The sequence below is a fragment of the Pseudomonas sp. SHLD1 genome (assembly GCF_028640935.1).
GTDB classification, from domain to species: Bacteria; Pseudomonadota; Gammaproteobacteria; order Pseudomonadales; family Pseudomonadaceae; genus Chryseomonas; species Chryseomonas aestiva.
The window spans coordinates 611,116-626,618 of sequence record NZ_JAQZAD010000013.1 but is presented as its reverse complement, the minus strand read 5'-3'; the positions used below and the strand labels follow the sequence as shown (position 1 = coordinate 626,618).

General features: G+C 68.6%; 9 protein-coding genes and 1 pseudogene. 3 read left to right on the top strand and 7 right to left on the bottom strand.

Features of this window, described 5'->3' with window-relative positions; genetic code table 11:
* Positions 1-62 precede the first annotated feature (62 nt).
* Positions 63-827, bottom strand: a pseudogene (locus PVZ77_RS26040) (MCP four helix bundle domain-containing protein); the annotation flags it as partial.
* 225 nt (positions 828-1,052) lie between these two features.
* Here PVZ77_RS26040 and PVZ77_RS08260 point away from each other — a divergent pair.
* The gene (locus tag PVZ77_RS08260) at positions 1,053-4,139 is read left to right on the top strand and encodes a hybrid sensor histidine kinase/response regulator (protein ID WP_273806287.1); all 3,087 of its coding nucleotides are present in this window, start codon (positions 1,053-1,055) and stop codon (positions 4,137-4,139) included.
* Here the strand turns inward: PVZ77_RS08260 and PVZ77_RS08255 are convergent.
* Positions 4,136-5,452, bottom strand: a complete 1,317-nt coding sequence (locus tag PVZ77_RS08255; RefSeq protein WP_443218037.1) for an APC family permease — start codon at positions 5,450-5,452, stop codon at positions 4,136-4,138. The genes PVZ77_RS08260 and PVZ77_RS08255 overlap by 4 nt on opposite strands.
* A 394-nt stretch (positions 5,453-5,846) precedes the next feature.
* Between PVZ77_RS08255 and PVZ77_RS08250 the strand changes: the two genes are divergently transcribed.
* The gene (locus PVZ77_RS08250) at positions 5,847-8,768 is read left to right on the top strand and encodes a PAS domain-containing hybrid sensor histidine kinase/response regulator (protein WP_405046240.1); all 2,922 of its coding nucleotides are present in this window, start codon (positions 5,847-5,849) and stop codon (positions 8,766-8,768) included.
* Positions 8,769-8,777: 9 nt separating this feature from the next.
* Here the strand turns inward: PVZ77_RS08250 and PVZ77_RS08245 are convergent, their stop codons facing one another.
* Positions 8,778-9,692 carry a SphA family protein gene (locus PVZ77_RS08245; RefSeq protein WP_273806330.1) on the bottom strand — a complete coding sequence of 305 codons (915 nt, stop codon included), beginning with the start codon at positions 9,690-9,692 and terminating at the stop codon, positions 8,778-8,780.
* A 106-nt stretch (positions 9,693-9,798) separates the two neighbouring features.
* Positions 9,799-10,791 carry a helix-turn-helix transcriptional regulator gene (locus PVZ77_RS08240; protein WP_273806286.1) on the bottom strand — a complete coding sequence of 331 codons (993 nt, stop codon included), beginning with the start codon at positions 10,789-10,791 and terminating at the stop codon, positions 9,799-9,801.
* Positions 10,792-11,068: 277 nt separating this feature from the next.
* Between PVZ77_RS08240 and PVZ77_RS08235 the strand changes: the two genes are divergently transcribed.
* A complete protein-coding gene (locus tag PVZ77_RS08235) occupies positions 11,069-12,034 on the top strand; it encodes an alpha/beta hydrolase (protein WP_273806285.1) in 966 nt (321 codons plus the stop codon).
* A 15-nt stretch (positions 12,035-12,049) separates the two neighbouring features.
* Here PVZ77_RS08235 and PVZ77_RS08230 read toward each other — a convergent pair whose 3' ends face one another.
* The 3 genes from PVZ77_RS08230 to PVZ77_RS08220 all read right to left on the bottom strand — a co-directional run bounded on the left by PVZ77_RS08230 (position 12,050) and on the right by PVZ77_RS08220 (position 15,373).
* Complete coding sequence (locus PVZ77_RS08230) at positions 12,050-13,207, bottom strand: D-alanyl-D-alanine carboxypeptidase family protein (protein WP_273806329.1); 1,158 nt, start codon at positions 13,205-13,207, stop codon at positions 12,050-12,052.
* A gap of 137 nt (positions 13,208-13,344) precedes the next feature.
* Positions 13,345-14,718, bottom strand: coding sequence for a sensor histidine kinase (locus PVZ77_RS08225; RefSeq protein ID WP_273806284.1), 1,374 nt, complete (start codon positions 14,716-14,718; stop codon positions 13,345-13,347).
* Positions 14,696-15,373 (bottom strand): response regulator transcription factor, encoded by a 678-nt coding sequence (locus PVZ77_RS08220; protein WP_183629817.1) that lies wholly within the window; start codon positions 15,371-15,373, stop codon positions 14,696-14,698. The genes PVZ77_RS08225 and PVZ77_RS08220 overlap by 23 nt, the downstream gene beginning before the upstream one ends.
* Positions 15,374-15,503: the final 130 nt, after the last annotated feature.

Sequence of the window (15,503 nt, the reverse complement as noted above, 5' to 3'; positions counted from 1 at the left end):
TCGGCGGCAGACGCCAGCTGCGTCGAGGCCTCGCCGATGTGGCTGACGGTGTCGCGCAGGGTCTGCTGCATCTGCACCGTGGCACGCATCAGGTCGGCCATTTCGTCGCGGCCGGTGGCCTGGGCCTCGACCCGCAGATCACCCTCGGCAATCCGCCGATTGATGGCCAGCACCTGGCGCAGCGGCTGCAGGATGCTGCGGGTGTAGAGCACGGCCAGCACCACGGTGAGCACCACGGCCACGGCGGAGATGATCCCGAGCAGCCAGAGGTTATGGCTGTAGGTCTGGGTCGCCAGTTCGCCGGCCTGCTTGGCGCCGCGCTGGTTGAAGTCAGCCAGGGCCACGATCTTCTCTTGCAGGTCGTTGGTCAGCGGACGGATGTTGGCATTGACGAAGGCGGTCCCTTCGCTGGCCGGACGGGTCCGGGCGAGGGTGACGATCTCGTCGAGGCGCGCATCGTAGGCCTTGACGCCGGCGGACACGGCGTCGGCCAACCGCTGCTCCTCGGGCGAAGCGACCAGCGCCTGGTAGGCCGCTACCTCCTGCTGCAGATGGCCGCGCGCCTGGGCAATGGTCGCGGCGGCGGTCTGCTTCATCTGCTCGTCTTCCGAAGCCACCATGCGCAGGGTCTCCAGACGCAGCCTGAGAACGAGGGAGTCTATCTTCGCCGTCTGGGCGATGCTGGCCATCCAGTTGGTCTCGACATCCTGCTCGGCTTTGTACAGCCCGTTGAGGCCCACGGCCGAGGTAAACGCCAGCACCAGCAGCAACAGGGTAACGGCGGCAAAGCACACGGCCGAACGGGCCGACAATTTCAGGGTACGCATGGCGCGACTCCAGGCAGAAAAGGCATATTCATCCCTTCTGGTCGGCGCTACCGTTACTCCCTGAATAGCCACCCATCGGCGATCAAAAGCATACCTACCAGAAGCTGCAGGCTAGAGCCGACGCGGGCTCCAAGAGGATGCACCTGGCTGACGAGCAACCGCCGCCCTGGCAAATTGCCATGTGCAGTCAGGCTAGAATGAGCCTTTTCCTCAATCGAAATCTCCATGCTGCCGACGAAGCTTCGCCCTGCGCGTCTGGTCCCCTTGCGCAATCGCCTGCTGGCCATTGCCTTCGCCGGAATCGTGCCCCTGGCACTGATAGCCGGCCTGGGGCTCTGGCTGCTCGTCCAGCACCAGCAGCACGAAGCCGAACAGCGAGCCCTGGAGTCCAGTCGCCAGGCCGCCACCATCATCGAAAGCGAATTACGCCGTTCGGTGACCATTCTCCAGGCGCTGGCCGAGTCGCCCCTGTTGCGGACGGGTGACCTGAGCGATTTCGACACCCTGGTCGGGCGCATCCTGCCGCTGGTGCCCGGTTGGCGAACGGTGCTGCTGGCCACGCCGGAGGGCCAGGTCGTCCGGCGGATATCGAGCGTCAACCGGCCCGCTGGTGGGCCTCTCGCCGAACCGGACAGCTTTGCCGAGGTGCTCGCCCAGCGCCGGCCGGTGATCGGGCAACTGGGCCGCGGACCCGCCGGGCTGCTGGCTTTTCCGATCCGGGTCCCGGTGCTGCGCGAAGGTCGGCTGAATTTCGTGCTGACCGCGGTGATGACACCGGAGAGCATCCGGGCGGCGCGCATGGCCCGCGCCCTGCCCAGGGACTGGGTGGGCTCGGTATTCGATCGCCATGGCCTGCGCATCGCCCGTACCAGCCTGCACGAGGAAAGCCTGGGCGAGCCGGCCCTGCCAGGTCTGGCCGAGATCCTGGCCCAGCCCGGCGAAGAAGGCGTCGGTACCGCCCGTACCCGGGAAGGCCATCAGGTCTATACGGCCTTCGTGCGCCTGCCCGATTCCGGCTGGACCGTGACCACGGCGATCCCCACCGAAGAGGTGGCCGCAGCCGCCAATCGCTCCTTCGCGCTCTATGGCGGCGGCCTGGTGCTGTCGGTGGTCTTCGCCTGGGCGGTGGCCCTGCTGCTGTCGCGGCGGATCAGCCGGCCGGTGCAGGCGCTGCAGGAGGCGGCCCAGGCCCTGGGGCAGCGCCTGCCGCCGATGCTGCCCGACAGCGACGTGCTGGAGATCCGCCAGGTGGGCGAAGCGCTGCTGACCGCTGCCGAAGCCCGCCGGCTGATCGAAGAGGAACGCGACGACTATCTGCGCAGCCTGCAGCTGAGCCAGGAGCAGCTGCAACTGCAGGTCGCCGACCTGGAGGTCCTGCAGCGGCTCAATCATCGTCTGCTGCAGTTGCCCTCGCTGCCGCAGCAATTGCAGGAGATCCTCGCGGTCCTCTGTAGCTTCCACCAGACGTCCCTGGGCTGCGTCTCGCTGCTGGAAGACGGCAAGCCGCCGCAGCTGTATTTCGCGGCCGGCTTCTCGGCGGAAGATCAGGCGCAGCTGGTCACCCTGCCACTGGCGGAAAGCGCCTGTGCCGCCGTGCTGCGCAGCGATGCCCGGGTGGTGGTGCCGGCGCTGGCGACCGCACCCGGGTTCGCCGCCCTGGCCGCCCTGGGCCACCGCCTGGGCTTCGCCGCCCTGCATGCCGTGCCCCTGCGCAGTACCCTGCACGGCACGCTCGGCGCCATCACCGTCCACCTGCCGGAGGCCCGCGAGCCCACGCCGCGCCAGCAGCGCCTGGCCGACCTGTGCGCCTCCAAGGCGGTGCTGGTGATCGACCGCGCCCGTCTCCAGGAGGCCGCCCTGCGTTCGCAACGTCGGCTGCGGGTGGCCCTGGAAAGCTCCCAGGTCACCTTCGGCATCGCCGTGCCCACGACCGCGGGCGCCTTCAGCTGGGACTATCTCAACCCCATAGGCGCCACCACCCTGGGCCTCGACAGCAGCGTTGCGAACGCCCGCCTGCCCTGGGCCAGTGCGCGGATCCTGCAGCTCTGTGCGGAGCACCAGGCCGGCGAGGCGGCCTGGTCCGTCGAAGTGCAAGGTGCCGATGCCAGTGGCGCCAGTTGCTGGCTGCAGATCAGCGCCACCCCCTTCGACGGCAACGTGGCGGTCTGGTTTCTCGACATCAGCGAGCGCAAGCGCCAGGAGCAACAGCTGCGCGACAACGACCGGCAAAAGGACGAATTCCTCGCCGTGCTGGCCCATGAATTGCGCAATCCGCTGGCCCCCATTCGCCAGGCGGCGGCGCTGATCGCCGCGCCCCAGGCCTCGGCCGAACAGCGGCAGCGCAGTTGCCAGACCATCGAGCGGCAGGTGCAACGCATGGGCGCCCTGCTCGATGATCTGCTGGACATCTCGCGCATCACCTTTGGCCGCATCACCCTGCACAACGCCTTCGTCACCCTGCAGACGGTACTCCAGTCAGCCGCCGAGGCGACCCTGGCGCCCATGCAGGACAAGCGCCAGACCTTCGCGCTGCAATTGCCCGAGGCGCCCCTCTGGCTGCATGCCGATCCGCTGCGCCTGGAGCAGATCTTCATCAACCTGCTGGGCAACGCCGCCCGTTACACCCCGGCAGGGGGACGGATCACCCTCGCCGTGCAGGCGAGCGATACCGAGGTGCGGGTGGACATCGCCGACAACGGCATCGGCATCGCCCCCGAGCGCCTGGCGGACCTGTTCCAGATGTTCGGTCAGATCGATCCGCGCCTTGCCGAGCGCTCGCCCGGGCTGGGCATCGGCCTGGCCCTTTCCCGCGAACTGGCGCGGTTGCAGGGCGGCGACATCACCGTGACCAGCGCCGGCCTGGGCCAGGGCAGCCGCTTCACCGTGAGCCTGCCGCTGACGGCGGCGCCGCCCGCCAGCGCGCGGGAGGCCGTGGCCGCCGCCTCGGCGGCGCCCGCCACCCGCCGGATCCTGGTCGCCGACGACAACCCCGACATCGCCGACACCATCGCCGAACTCCTCGAGCTGGATGGCCACGAAGTGCGGGTCGCCTACGATGGCCAGCAAGCCCTGACCCTGTTCCACAGCTATGGCCCCGAGATCGTCATCTCCGACATCGGCATGCCGGGCCTGACCGGTCACCAGCTGGCCCGGGCGATCCGCGCGACCCCGGCCGGCCAGGCGGTCAGGCTGATCGCCATGACCGGCTGGGGCCAGGCCCAGGACCAGGCCGAAGCCCTGGCGGCCGGCTTCGATCATCACCTGACCAAGCCAGCCGACATGCAGACCCTCTACGCCCTGGTGGGCGCCTAGGCGTCGACCGGGCGCGAACCGGCCAGGCGCGTCAGCCCATAGAGCGCCACGCCCACCAGCAGCATCAGCCCGGCGCGCCACCAGGTCGCGGCGCCCTGCTGGGCCAGCAGCAGCGCACAGGAGCCCAGGGCCAGTACCGGAAAGAGCCAGTGGACGCGGAAATGCGCATGCTCGACCCGGTCGCGCTTGAGCACCAGCACCGCCAGGTTGGTGCTGATGAAGACCACCAGGAGCAGTAGCACCACGGTTTCGGCCAGTACATCCAGGGTACTGGTATAGGTCAGGGCGATGGCCACCGCAGTGGTGGCGAGGATGGCGACTCCGGGGGTCTGCCGCCGGGGCAGCACCCGGCCGAGCACCGGCGGCAGCAGGCCCTGGCGGGCCATGCCATAGGCCAGGCGGCTGGCCATGATCATGGTCAGCAGTGCGCCGTTGGCCACGGCGATGAGGGCGATGACGGCGAACACCCGGGTCGGCACCCCCAGGCCCGAGGCACCGAGCACGTCCATCAGCGGTGCGCCCGACGCCTTGAGCTGGTCGACCGGCAGCACCAGGGCGGCGCCGGCGCCCACCAGCATGTAGACGATGCCGGCGATGACCAGGGCGCCGAACAGCGCTCGCGGATAGACGCGGCTGACGTCACGCACCTCTTCCGCCAGATTGGCCGAGGTCTCGAAGCCGACGAAGGAATAGAAGGCCAGCAGCGAGGCACCGAGGATGGCCACGGTGGCCGAGGGCGCGTCCACCTCCAGTAGCCGCGCCGGCTCGCCCTGTCCCTGGACGACGAACCAGGCCGCCGCCGCGACGACGATCACCAGGCCTGACAGCTCGATCAGGGTCATCACCAGATTGACCGACAGCGATTCCTTGATGCCCCGGGCGTTGAGCAGGCCGATGAGCACCAGGAAGGCCAGGCAGACCCAACTGGCGGGCCAGGGCACCAGTGCCTGCAGATAGCCCCCGGCAAAGGCCACCGCCAACCCTGCCGCGCTGGTAACCCCGGCGGCCAGCATCGAGAAGCCCACCAGGAAGGACAGCCAGGGCCGCCCGAAGGCTCGCTCGGCGAACACCGCCGCGCCCCCCGCCTTGGGGTACTTGGTGACCAGCTCGGCATAGGAAGCCGCGGTCAGCAGGGCGAACAGCAAGGCCACTAGCAAGGGCGCCCAGATGGCACCGCCGACCCGCCCGGCGATGGTGCCCGCCAGGGCATAGACACCCGCGCCCAGGACGTCGCCGAGGATGAAGAACAGCAGCATGGGCAGGGTGATGGCGCGTTTGAGCGTAGCGGTTGCAGGGGAGGATTCCATGGCCATGCTTGAAGTGCTCCTGCGCGGTCCGTTCGGGAAGGGGTCTGGCGGTCGCGAGGGCCGCCGCTTGCCTTCGTAGAGGTCGACGACGGCAAGCGGGTTCCGGGGTATCCTCGCGCCTCCACTGCCGCGAAGGGTCGTTTCATCGGCGCCGGACAACCGCCGCGCGCCAGCCGCTGCCGTGGGCCGCCGCCCCTGCCCCGCTCTATCCCGGCGACCTCTGCGCCATGGCCGTTTCGCTTGGTCGCAGCCGCAATCCGGGCGGTACCCAGGCCGTTCCTGCCGCTCAGCTTGCCGATCAGCGGCAAGGCCTATCGTGCGTCGCACGAGGCCGCCACACTCTGCCGTCCGTGTGGTCGAATGATGCTCAGACCGCTTTCTCCCGAGGATCCCCTGCAAGATGAGTGAGGCACCCCTGGCAACGCTGACGCGCGAGGAACTCGAAGCCGAAGTCCTGCGTTTGCGCGCCGCCCTGCTGTCCACCGAGGACCGCGCCATGGCCCCGACCGGCGCCGTCCGCCGGCCCAGCAAGGCACGCAGCCGCGCCGTGCTGGAGAGCACCACCCAGTTCGCCATCGTGGTCTGCGACTCCGAGGGGCTCATTACCGACTGGAATCCCGGTGCCGAGCAGGTCATGGGCTGGACCGCCCAGGAGATGATCGGCCAGGATGCCTCGCGTTTCTTCACTCCGGAGGACCGTGCCAACCGTCGTGCCGAGTACGAGATGGCCAAGGCCCTGCGCGACGGCAGCGCCATCGACGAGCGCTGGCACCTGCGCCAGGACGGGCAGCGCTTCTGGGCTTCCGGCGAGATGATGGCGCTTAACGACGACGACGACGAGCCCCTCGGCTTCGTCAAGATCCTGCGTGACCGCACCGAAGAACACCTGGCGGGCCTTGCGCTCAAGGAAACCCAGGAACGCTATCGCCTGGTCGCCGAAGCCACCAACGATGCCATCTGGGACTGGGACTTCGCCTCCGGGAAGGTGCTCTGGAACGAGGCGCTGCACACGGCCTATGGCCACACCCCCACCGCGGTCGAATCGACCAGCGACTGGTGGCTGAGCCGGATCCACCCGGACGATCGCACCCGTATCGCGGCCTCTATCCATGCGGTGATCGACGGCGACGGCCTGGTCTGGACCGATGAATACCGCTTCCAGCGCGCCGACGGCTCCTATGCGCTGGTGTTCGACCGCGGCCGGGTGATCCGCGACAGCTACGGGCGCCCGCTGCGGATGATCGGCGCCCTGCTGGACATGAGCCAGCTGCAGACGGCCGAGACCGCCCTGCGCAAGAGCGAGGAACGCTTTCGCGCCATCATCGAGACCATCGGTTCGGCCTTCGCCATCGTCCAGGTCAAGTTCGACGCCGACGACAAGCCCATCGACTACCGCTTCCTGGAAGCCAACCCGGCCTTCGAGCGCCAGGCCGGGGTCAACCTGCGTGGCAAGTGGGTGACCGAATTCGCCCCCAACCTGGAACAGTTCTGGTTCGAGACCTACGGCCATGTGGCCAAGACCGGCGAGCCGGCGACCTTCGAGAACTACGCCAACACCTTCGAGCGCTGGTTCGATGTTCGCGCCGTACGGGTGGGCGATCCCGACGAGCGCCAGATCGCCATCCTCTTCAGTGACGTGACCGAGCGGCGCAACGCCGAGGAACGGCTGCGCATCAGCGAGGCCCTGGCACGGGAAAACATCGAGCGGGTGCAGCTGGCGTTGTCCGCCGGCGCCATCATCGGCACCTGGCACTGGGACCTGCCCACCGACCGATTCACCGTGGACGAAGCCTTCGCCACGGTCTTCGGTCTCGATCCGCGCCTGGGTCGCGAAGGCCTGAGCCTGGCCCAGGTGGTGGCCAACGTCCACCCCGACGACAAGGACGGTCTCGCCCGGGCCATCGACGGAGTGATCGCCCAGAGCGGTCCCTTCGCCCACCAGTACCGGGTACGGCGCGCCGACGGCAACTACTACTGGATCGAGGCCAATGGCCGCGTCGATCACGCTGCCGACGGCACCCCGCTGCGTTTTCCCGGGGTGCTCATCGACGTCGAGGAGCGGCGTGCCATCGAAGCCGAGCGGGACAAGGCTCTGGCCGCCTTGCGTACCCTCAACGAGACCCTGGAAATCCGGGTGGCCGAACGCTCGGCCGAGCTGATGCAAGCCGAGGAAAAGCTGCGTCAGTCGCAGAAGATGGAAGCGGTCGGCCAGCTCACCGGCGGTCTTGCCCACGATTTCAACAACCTGCTGGCCGGTATCTCCGGTGCCCTGGAACTGATGGAGACGCGCATCGCCCAGGGGCGGCTGCGCGAACTCGATCGCTACCTGATCGCCGCCCAGGGCGCGGCCAAGCGCGCCGCCGCCCTCACCCACCGGCTGCTGGCCTTTTCCCGGCGCCAGACCCTGGCGCCGCGGCCAGTGGACGTCAACCAGCTGATCGATGGCCTCACCGAACTCATCCAGCGTACCGTGGGGCCTGGCATCCAGGTGGAAACCGTCGGCGCCGCGGGCCTCTGGCCGGCCCTGGTGGACCCCAGCCAGCTGGAGAACTCACTGCTCAATCTCTGCATCAATGCCCGCGACGCCATGCCCGAGGGCGGTCGCATCACCATCGAGACCGCCAACCGCTGGATGGATCGCGAGAGCGCCCGCGCCCAGGATCTGCCGGAAGGTCAGTACCTGTCGCTGTGCGTGACCGATACCGGGGTGGGCATCGCGCCGGAGGTCGCGGCCCGGGTGTTCGAGCCGTTCTTCACCACCAAGCCCATCGGCCAGGGCACCGGCCTGGGCCTGTCGATGATCTATGGCTTCGCGCGCCAGTCCGGCGGCCAGGTACGGCTCTACTCCGAGATCAACCAGGGCACCACGCTGTGCATCTATCTGCCGCGCTACCTGGGCGAGGCGCCGGCCGACGAAGGCCTGGCCGCGCGCCGGGAGGTGGCCGGTAGCACCCAGGGCGAAACGGTGCTCATCGTCGACGACGAGCCGACGGTGCGGATGCTGGTCGTGGATATTCTTGAAGACCTCGGTTACGCGGTGATCGAAGCGGCCGACAGCCTCACTGGCTTGAAGATCCTGCAATCGGACGTGTCGCTCGACCTGCTGATCACCGACGTCGGCCTGCCCGGCGGCATGAACGGTCGGCAGATGGCTGAGGCGGGGCGCCAGTCGCGTCCGGGGCTCAAGACCCTGTTCATCACCGGCTATGCCGAGAATGCCGCCATCGGCAACGGGCATCTGGATCCGGGCATGGAAATCCTCACCAAGCCCTTTGCCATGGACACCCTGGCGGCCCGGGTACGCGAGATGCTAGGCGTCTAGCACGCCGCTCTAGAAGCTGGCGCCGATTTTCAGCGCCACGGTATAGCCCTCCGCCCGGTTGCGCGTCTCGAATTCCCTGTAGGCGTGCAGCCAGATGGCCGGCAAGCCCGAGGCGGGGTCGAAGAAGCTGAGCGCCGGACCCAGGGCCAGCGTCCGGGCACGGTTGCCGCGGGTCAGGCCGGGGGCGTCGTCGTCGCTGAGCTGGCGGTAGTAGTAGCCGCCCAGCCCCACGGTCCAGGGACCGAGGTGCTGGCCGACGGCGAATTCGTGGCGATACTCCACCCCGCTGCGATAGTCGGTGGCCGCGTTGCGCGCATTGATGTCGACCTGGAAGCTGGACGACAGCTCCAGTCCGCTCGGGCTGATGTAGCTGGCGTTGAGGATCGGCGAGACCGTCCAATGGTTGGTCCCGGGGCTGACCAGCCGCTTCTTGTCATAGTCGCCGGTAGGTGCCTGGATCGACAGCTGGGTGTTGATGCCCACGCCGGGCGCCGGCTCCCAGGCGAGGATCAGCGGAATCAGCTGCAGATCCGCCGGGCGGAACAGCTCGGCGCTGTCGCTGAACACCCGCTGCCCGCCGGCGTTGATGCCGAGATCGGCGTCCATGCGAAAGAACACCGAGACCGCACCGAAGCCGTAGCGCGCACCGAACAGCTGCTGGTCGGTCATGCGCAGGTAGGCCAGGCCGATGGCCAGGACATTGATGTTGAAATCGTTGCCATCGTCTCGGCCATGGCTGTCCTTGATCACCCGTGCCTGGTAGTCGCTGAAGCGCATGCCGAAGGTGCCGACGGGCGTCGACGGCGGCATGAAGCCGGCGCCGAAGTCCTGCACGCCGGCCGCGGTGGTCGGCATGCCCTTTTCGGTGGCGTGGGTGGTGGTGGCCAGCGCGGCGAGCGACAGGACGGCGGCGCGGGTCAGCATTCCGGGCAGAGACGGCATGGCAGGATTCCTCAGGGCTTTCGAGCGGGCGAGCGAGGCCTCACCGGGTGCGCGAGCGCCCGGTCTTGGCATAGGGATCAGGGGAGGATCAGTCCGGCGCGGCGGCGACCTGTTGCGCGATCTGCGCCTTGCGGTTGACGCCGAGCTTCTCGTAGATGCGCCTCAGGTGATGGCGGACCGTGGCCGGCGCCATGCCCAGGTTGCGGGCGACTTCCTTGTAGGTCTGGCCGAGGGCGAAGCACTGGGCCACTTCCAGTTCACGGGCACTGAGGCGTTCCGTCGAACTGCGCCGGCGCGCCTTGAGCAGCAGCAGATCGCCGAGCGGCTGGGCATCGAGCTGCAGGGTGCGACCCTGGTAGGTGCCCTGGGGATCACAGGCGGCCGGCAGGCGATTGCCGTGCCAACCCTCCCACTCCCCCGCCAGCAGGGCGGCGAAGCCGGGCTCCATGGACAGTAGCACGCCATAGCGATCGCACACCGCCAGGGCTGTTTCGTCGAAGCTGCCCTGGCTGTCCCTTAGGGTCGCCAGGGTGCGCAGGCAGCTCTCGCGCTCGGCATGCAGCAGGTGTGGCATCAGCCATTCCACCAGCTGGCATTCCAGCGCGGTGAAAGGCGTGGCGGGATCCTCGCGGAACAGCGTGAGGTGCACGCCCAGGCGGGTCTGGTCATCGGTGAGCACGATGCGCAGGCCATGGGCCAGGCCATACCGCTGCCCCAGGGCAGCCAGGGTTGGTGCGGCCGTCCGGTCCCGGCAATCGAACAGCTGACAGCGGCCCTGTTCCTGATGCAGGTCGCCTAGGGCGCGGTCGTCGGCCTTGAGGGCATCCCATTCCCGGGTATAGCTGCGAGGCAGCCCCAGCAGGAAGGTGCTGTGCGCCACGGGAGCGCCGTCACGCCAGGCGGAATTTCCCCACCAGGCCTTGTCGAAGGCGACCAGGCGCTGCAGCTGCTCCAGGGCCTGGGCATGGAATTCGGTGATGGCCCCGCCACGCAGACGGGCTTGCAGCGCCAGGACGACCTGGCTGAAGCGAGCGACCACCGCGCTGGGTACACTGCAGGAAAGGACGGCTGACTGATCCATGCTACCCCCATTGTTCTGATTGTCGTTGGGTAGAACGCCGGCCTCAGGAGGGCCTGGCTTGGGTCCGAGTTTACCGTAGCGGGACGGTGCGCCTATCGTTCAGATGCAGGATAGGCCGCCCTCTGCCAGCGGCGCGCCCGCGCCACGGCCGCGCGCGAGCCGCGGTCCAACGCCGGTCGCCATCGTTCATCTGATCGATAGACCCGCCCGGGCGCTCCGGCGAGGCTGGCGGCGACCCGGCCTCCATCCTGGCGCCCGGGACCACAGGAGAAGCCCCATGCACGACGTCTTCGCGCGCCTCACTCCCGAGGTTGCCGGCCTGCTGGCGCAGCTGGCCGCCCACCCGCAGCCGCCGCTGGACAGCCTCACCCCGGAGCAGGCGCGCGCCGCCTATGTGCAGCTGAATCGCGCCCTCGGCCTGCCGCCGGCAGCGGTGACGCGGGTGGACGAGCTCAACGCTCCCGGTCCCCTCGGCCCCATCCCGCTGCGCCTGTACCGGCCCTACGCGGAAGACGATCGACCCCGCCCGCTGGTGGTCTATCTGCACGGCGGTGGCTGGGTGATCGGCGACCTGGACAGCCATGACTCGCTCTGCCGCCAGATCGCCCTGGGTACCGGCCATGCGGTGCTGGCGGTGCACTATGCCCTCGCCCCCGAGCACCCGGCACCAGCGAGTCCCGACGATGTGCTGGCCGTCCTGCACTGGCTGGCCGAGGCCGGCGGCGCCTTCCACCTCGATCTCGACCGCGTCGCGGTAGCCGGCGACAGCGCCGGCGGCGGCCTGGCGGCCATGGCCGCGCTGCACCTGCGCGAAGGACCGCTCGCGCTCAAGGCCCAGGTGCTGATCTATCCCGGCGTCGACAACACGCCCGAAGCCTGGAATCACCCCTCGCGCATCGAGAATGCCAAGGTCCCGCCGCTGACCCGGCCGATGATGGATTACTTCTCCGGGATGTATCTGCGCGACGTGGATACCCGCGACCCACGCGTCTCGCCGCTCTATGCCACCTCCCACGCCAACCTGCCGCCGGCACTGATCTTCGGCGCCGAATGCGACGCCCTGCGCGACGACGCCCGCCTTTATGCCCAGGCGCTGATCGGTGCCGGCAACGCCGTGGAGTACCACGAGCTGCCGGGCATGATCCACGGCTTCATCGAGATGCTCGGGGTGCTGCCAGGTGTGCGCTGGACGCTGGAGCGGATGAACGCCTTCCTGCGTGAACATCTGCAGCAGGCGGACTGAATCCGCCCCCGCGGGTCAGATCCGGCCGAACCAGTGCAGCACCAGCCGGTAGAGGTGCTGCGGCCAGCGCGACCACCAGCCGCCCTGCTCCACCGCCTCCAGGGCCACCAGCGGGCGAGTCTGCAGAATGCGCTCGCCGTCCACCAGCTCCAGGCGGCCGACCACGGCGCCCTGGGCGATGGGCGCCACCAGCGGCTCGTCCAGCACCAGGCGGCGCTCGGGCGGTTGCTGGCCCTTGGGTCGGGTCAGGACCACGTCCTGGGTCACGCCCACCGGCAGGCTCGCCCGCTCGCCCTCCCAGACCGCCGGGGTGCCCAGGGCGACGCCGGCCTTGTCGAGGGTCAGGTTGTCGAAGAAGCGATAGCCATAGGTCAGCAGCTTCTGGGTGTCCGCCGCACGGTTGTTGATGGAGTTGGAACCGAATACCGCGGTGATCAGCCGGCGTCCGTCGCGCAGCGCCGAGGTCACCATGCAGTAGCCGGCCGCCTCGGTATGCCCGGTCTTGAGGCCGTCCACGGTGTGATCGCGCCAGAGCAGCAGGTTGCGATTGGGCTGGCGGATACCGTTCCAGGTGAAGTACTTCCTGGCATAGAGCTCATAGTAGGCCGACTCGTCCTGGATGATGGCGCGCGCCAGCAGCGCCATGTCGTAGGGTGAGGAGAAGTGCTCGGGATCAGGCAACCCGGTGGGATTCATGAAGTGGCTGTCGTGCAGGCCGAGGCGTTGGGCCGTGGCGTTCATCAGGCTGGCGAAGCTCTCGTTGCTGCCGGCGATGTGCTCGGCCAGGGCCACGCTGGCGTCGTTGCCCGAATCGATGACGATGCCCTGCAGGAGATCGTGGACCGATACCGGGGTGCGCGGATCGAGAAACATCCGCGAGCCCTCGGTGCGCCAGGCTTGCTCGCTGACGGTGACCTTGTCGTCGGCCTTGAGCTGGCCGGCCTGGATGTCACGGGTCGCCACATAGACGGTCATCAACTTGGTCAGGCTGGCTGGCGGCAGGTGCTCATGGGAATCCTCCTCGGCGATCACCTGGCCGGTGGTGGCATCCATCAGCACCCAGGCCTTGGCCGAGAGCTGGGGTGGCGAAGGAATCAGCACATTGGCGGCGTGCGCAGCGGCGGGTGCGGCGGTGGGCGCAGCCTCGACCTGGCCGAGCCAGGCGAGACCCAGGGCGGCGAGACCGAGGCAGAGCAAGGGGTGTTTCACGAGCGGCAGATCCGGTGTGGCAGTGGAGGCCCGCCATCCTGGGAGAGCCCTGCCCCGGTCTCAAATGAAGGAAAGTGAAGAAAAATTTAGGAAGCCGCGCCTCAGCCGGCGCTGGTGATGACCACCCGCGCTCCCCGCGGCTCGGCCGTCTCGATGTTCAGGCTGAAACCATGCAGGCGGACGATGGCCGCCACCAGCGACAGGCCCAGGCCATAGCCCGGTTGCTGGCGACTGGCATCGCCGCGATAGAGCCGGCGCAACACACTCTCGCGCTCGGCCTCGGGAATGCCGGGGCCGTCGTCGACCACCTCGATGCGCACCGTCAGGCCGACCGCGCGCGCCACCAGGCGCACCCGGCCGCCCTCGGGGGCGAACTTGAGGGCGTTGTCGAGCAGATTGACCAGCGCCTCGAACAGCAACTCGGCGTCACCCTGCACCTCCGGTAGATCCTCGCCCAGTTCCAGGCTCAGAATCTGAGCCTTTTCCTGGGCCAGGGGTTCGTAGAAGTCATGGGCCTGGCGCAGCAGCGCCGCCAGGTCCAGGGGCGCGAAGGCCATACGCCGCCGAGTGTCCTCCAGCTCGGAGATGCGCAGAAGCCCCTGGAAGCGCGACATGATGGCTTCGGTCTCGGCCAGCGCCTCGCCGAGGCTGTCGGCCTGGGGTTCGGCCAGCGGCAACTGCTGCAGCTGGTGCAGGCGCGCGCGCAGCCGGGTCAGCGGGGTGCGCAGGTCATGGGCGATGCCGTCGCAGACGCCCTTCACCTCGTGCATCGAGCGCTCCAGCTGCGCCAGGGTGGTATTGACCGCATCGGCCAGCATGTCCAGCTCGTCGTGCCGCGGCGACAGCGGCAGGCGTTCTTCCAGGTGACCGGCGACGATCCGTTCCAGGCTGCGTTGCAGTCGCTCGACGCGCCGCAGCGGTCGTCGCCGCAGCAGGTGCCAGCCGACCAGCCCGGGGATCAGCGTCAGCGACAGGCCCCAGAACAGCGCCTGGCCGATGATGCCGCCCACCGCCGAGATGGAGCCGCCATCGCGGGCCAGCACCAGGATGCGGCCGTCGGCGCGGCGCTGCAGAAAGGCATGGCTGCTGCGCGTCTCGTCCAGGGCGTCGGTGGTCCTGAGGCCACGCTGCAGGTAGTGCACCTGGCCGTCGTCCGGCAGGTTGCGCAGCAGCTTGACCAGGTTGCCGGCGATAGGGCGACCATCGGCCTCGAACAGGCCGTAGGCGTCGATGCCGGGCATGGAATAGACCTCGCTGGCCTGCAACTCGCCCAGCAGGTCGGCGTCGGCCACCTTGCCGTAGTAGTGCGCCCGCTGCAGCAGGGTGCGCTCCGCCACGGCGCCCAGGTAGCCGGAGATCTGCCAGTAGAGCACCCCGGTGAAGACCGCGCCCCAGGCCACGAAGAGCAGCGCATAGAGCGCCAGCAGGCGGCTGCTGCCCGAGCGCCAGCGCCTAGTCCGGGACGACGAGGACATAGCCGGCTCCGCGAACGGTATGCACCAGCGGCCGTCCCGCCCGTTCGATCTTGCGTCTGAGCCGCCCCATGTGCACGTCGATGATGTTGGTGCCCGGATCGAAGTGATAGCCCCAGACCTGCTCGAAGAGCATGGTGCGAGTGACCAGTTGCCCGGCGTTGCGCATCAGGTAGGTGAGGATCTTGAACTCGGTGGGCAGCAGGGCGATGGCCTCGCCGGCGCGGGTCAGGGTGTTCTCGATCAGGTCCAGGGTCAGCTCGCCCACCCGCAATTGGTGACTGGCGGACTGGGCCGCCGGCCGCCTGAGCAGCGCCTCCAGCCGCGCCATCATCTCCACCAGGGAAAAGGGCTTGGTCAGGTAGTCGTCACCGCCGCATCTTAGGCCGCGGACGCGCTCGTCGACATCGGACAGCGCGCTGAGCATCAGCACCGGGGTGGCGATGCCGAGGCCGCGCAGGGTGCTGACGATGGTCAGGCCGTCGAAGTCCGGCAGCATGCGGTCGAGGGTGATGATGTCGTGGCCACCGGCGATGGCCGCGGCCAGGCCGTCGCGGCCGGTGCGCTCCCAGCGTACCTGATAGTCTTGCGCCTGCAATTCGCTGGCGATGGCGTGGGCGGTCACCTCGTCGTCTTCGATGACCAAAGCCTGGGTCATGATGGCCTCTGGATCTGGCGCCCGGTCTGGCGGACCGGACACCCTAGGGAAAACGCCCAGGTCGGTAAATTAAATTTTTCTTCATTCGGACTAACGCGCTTCCGCCTCGCCCGCGGTCTATCGTCGGTCT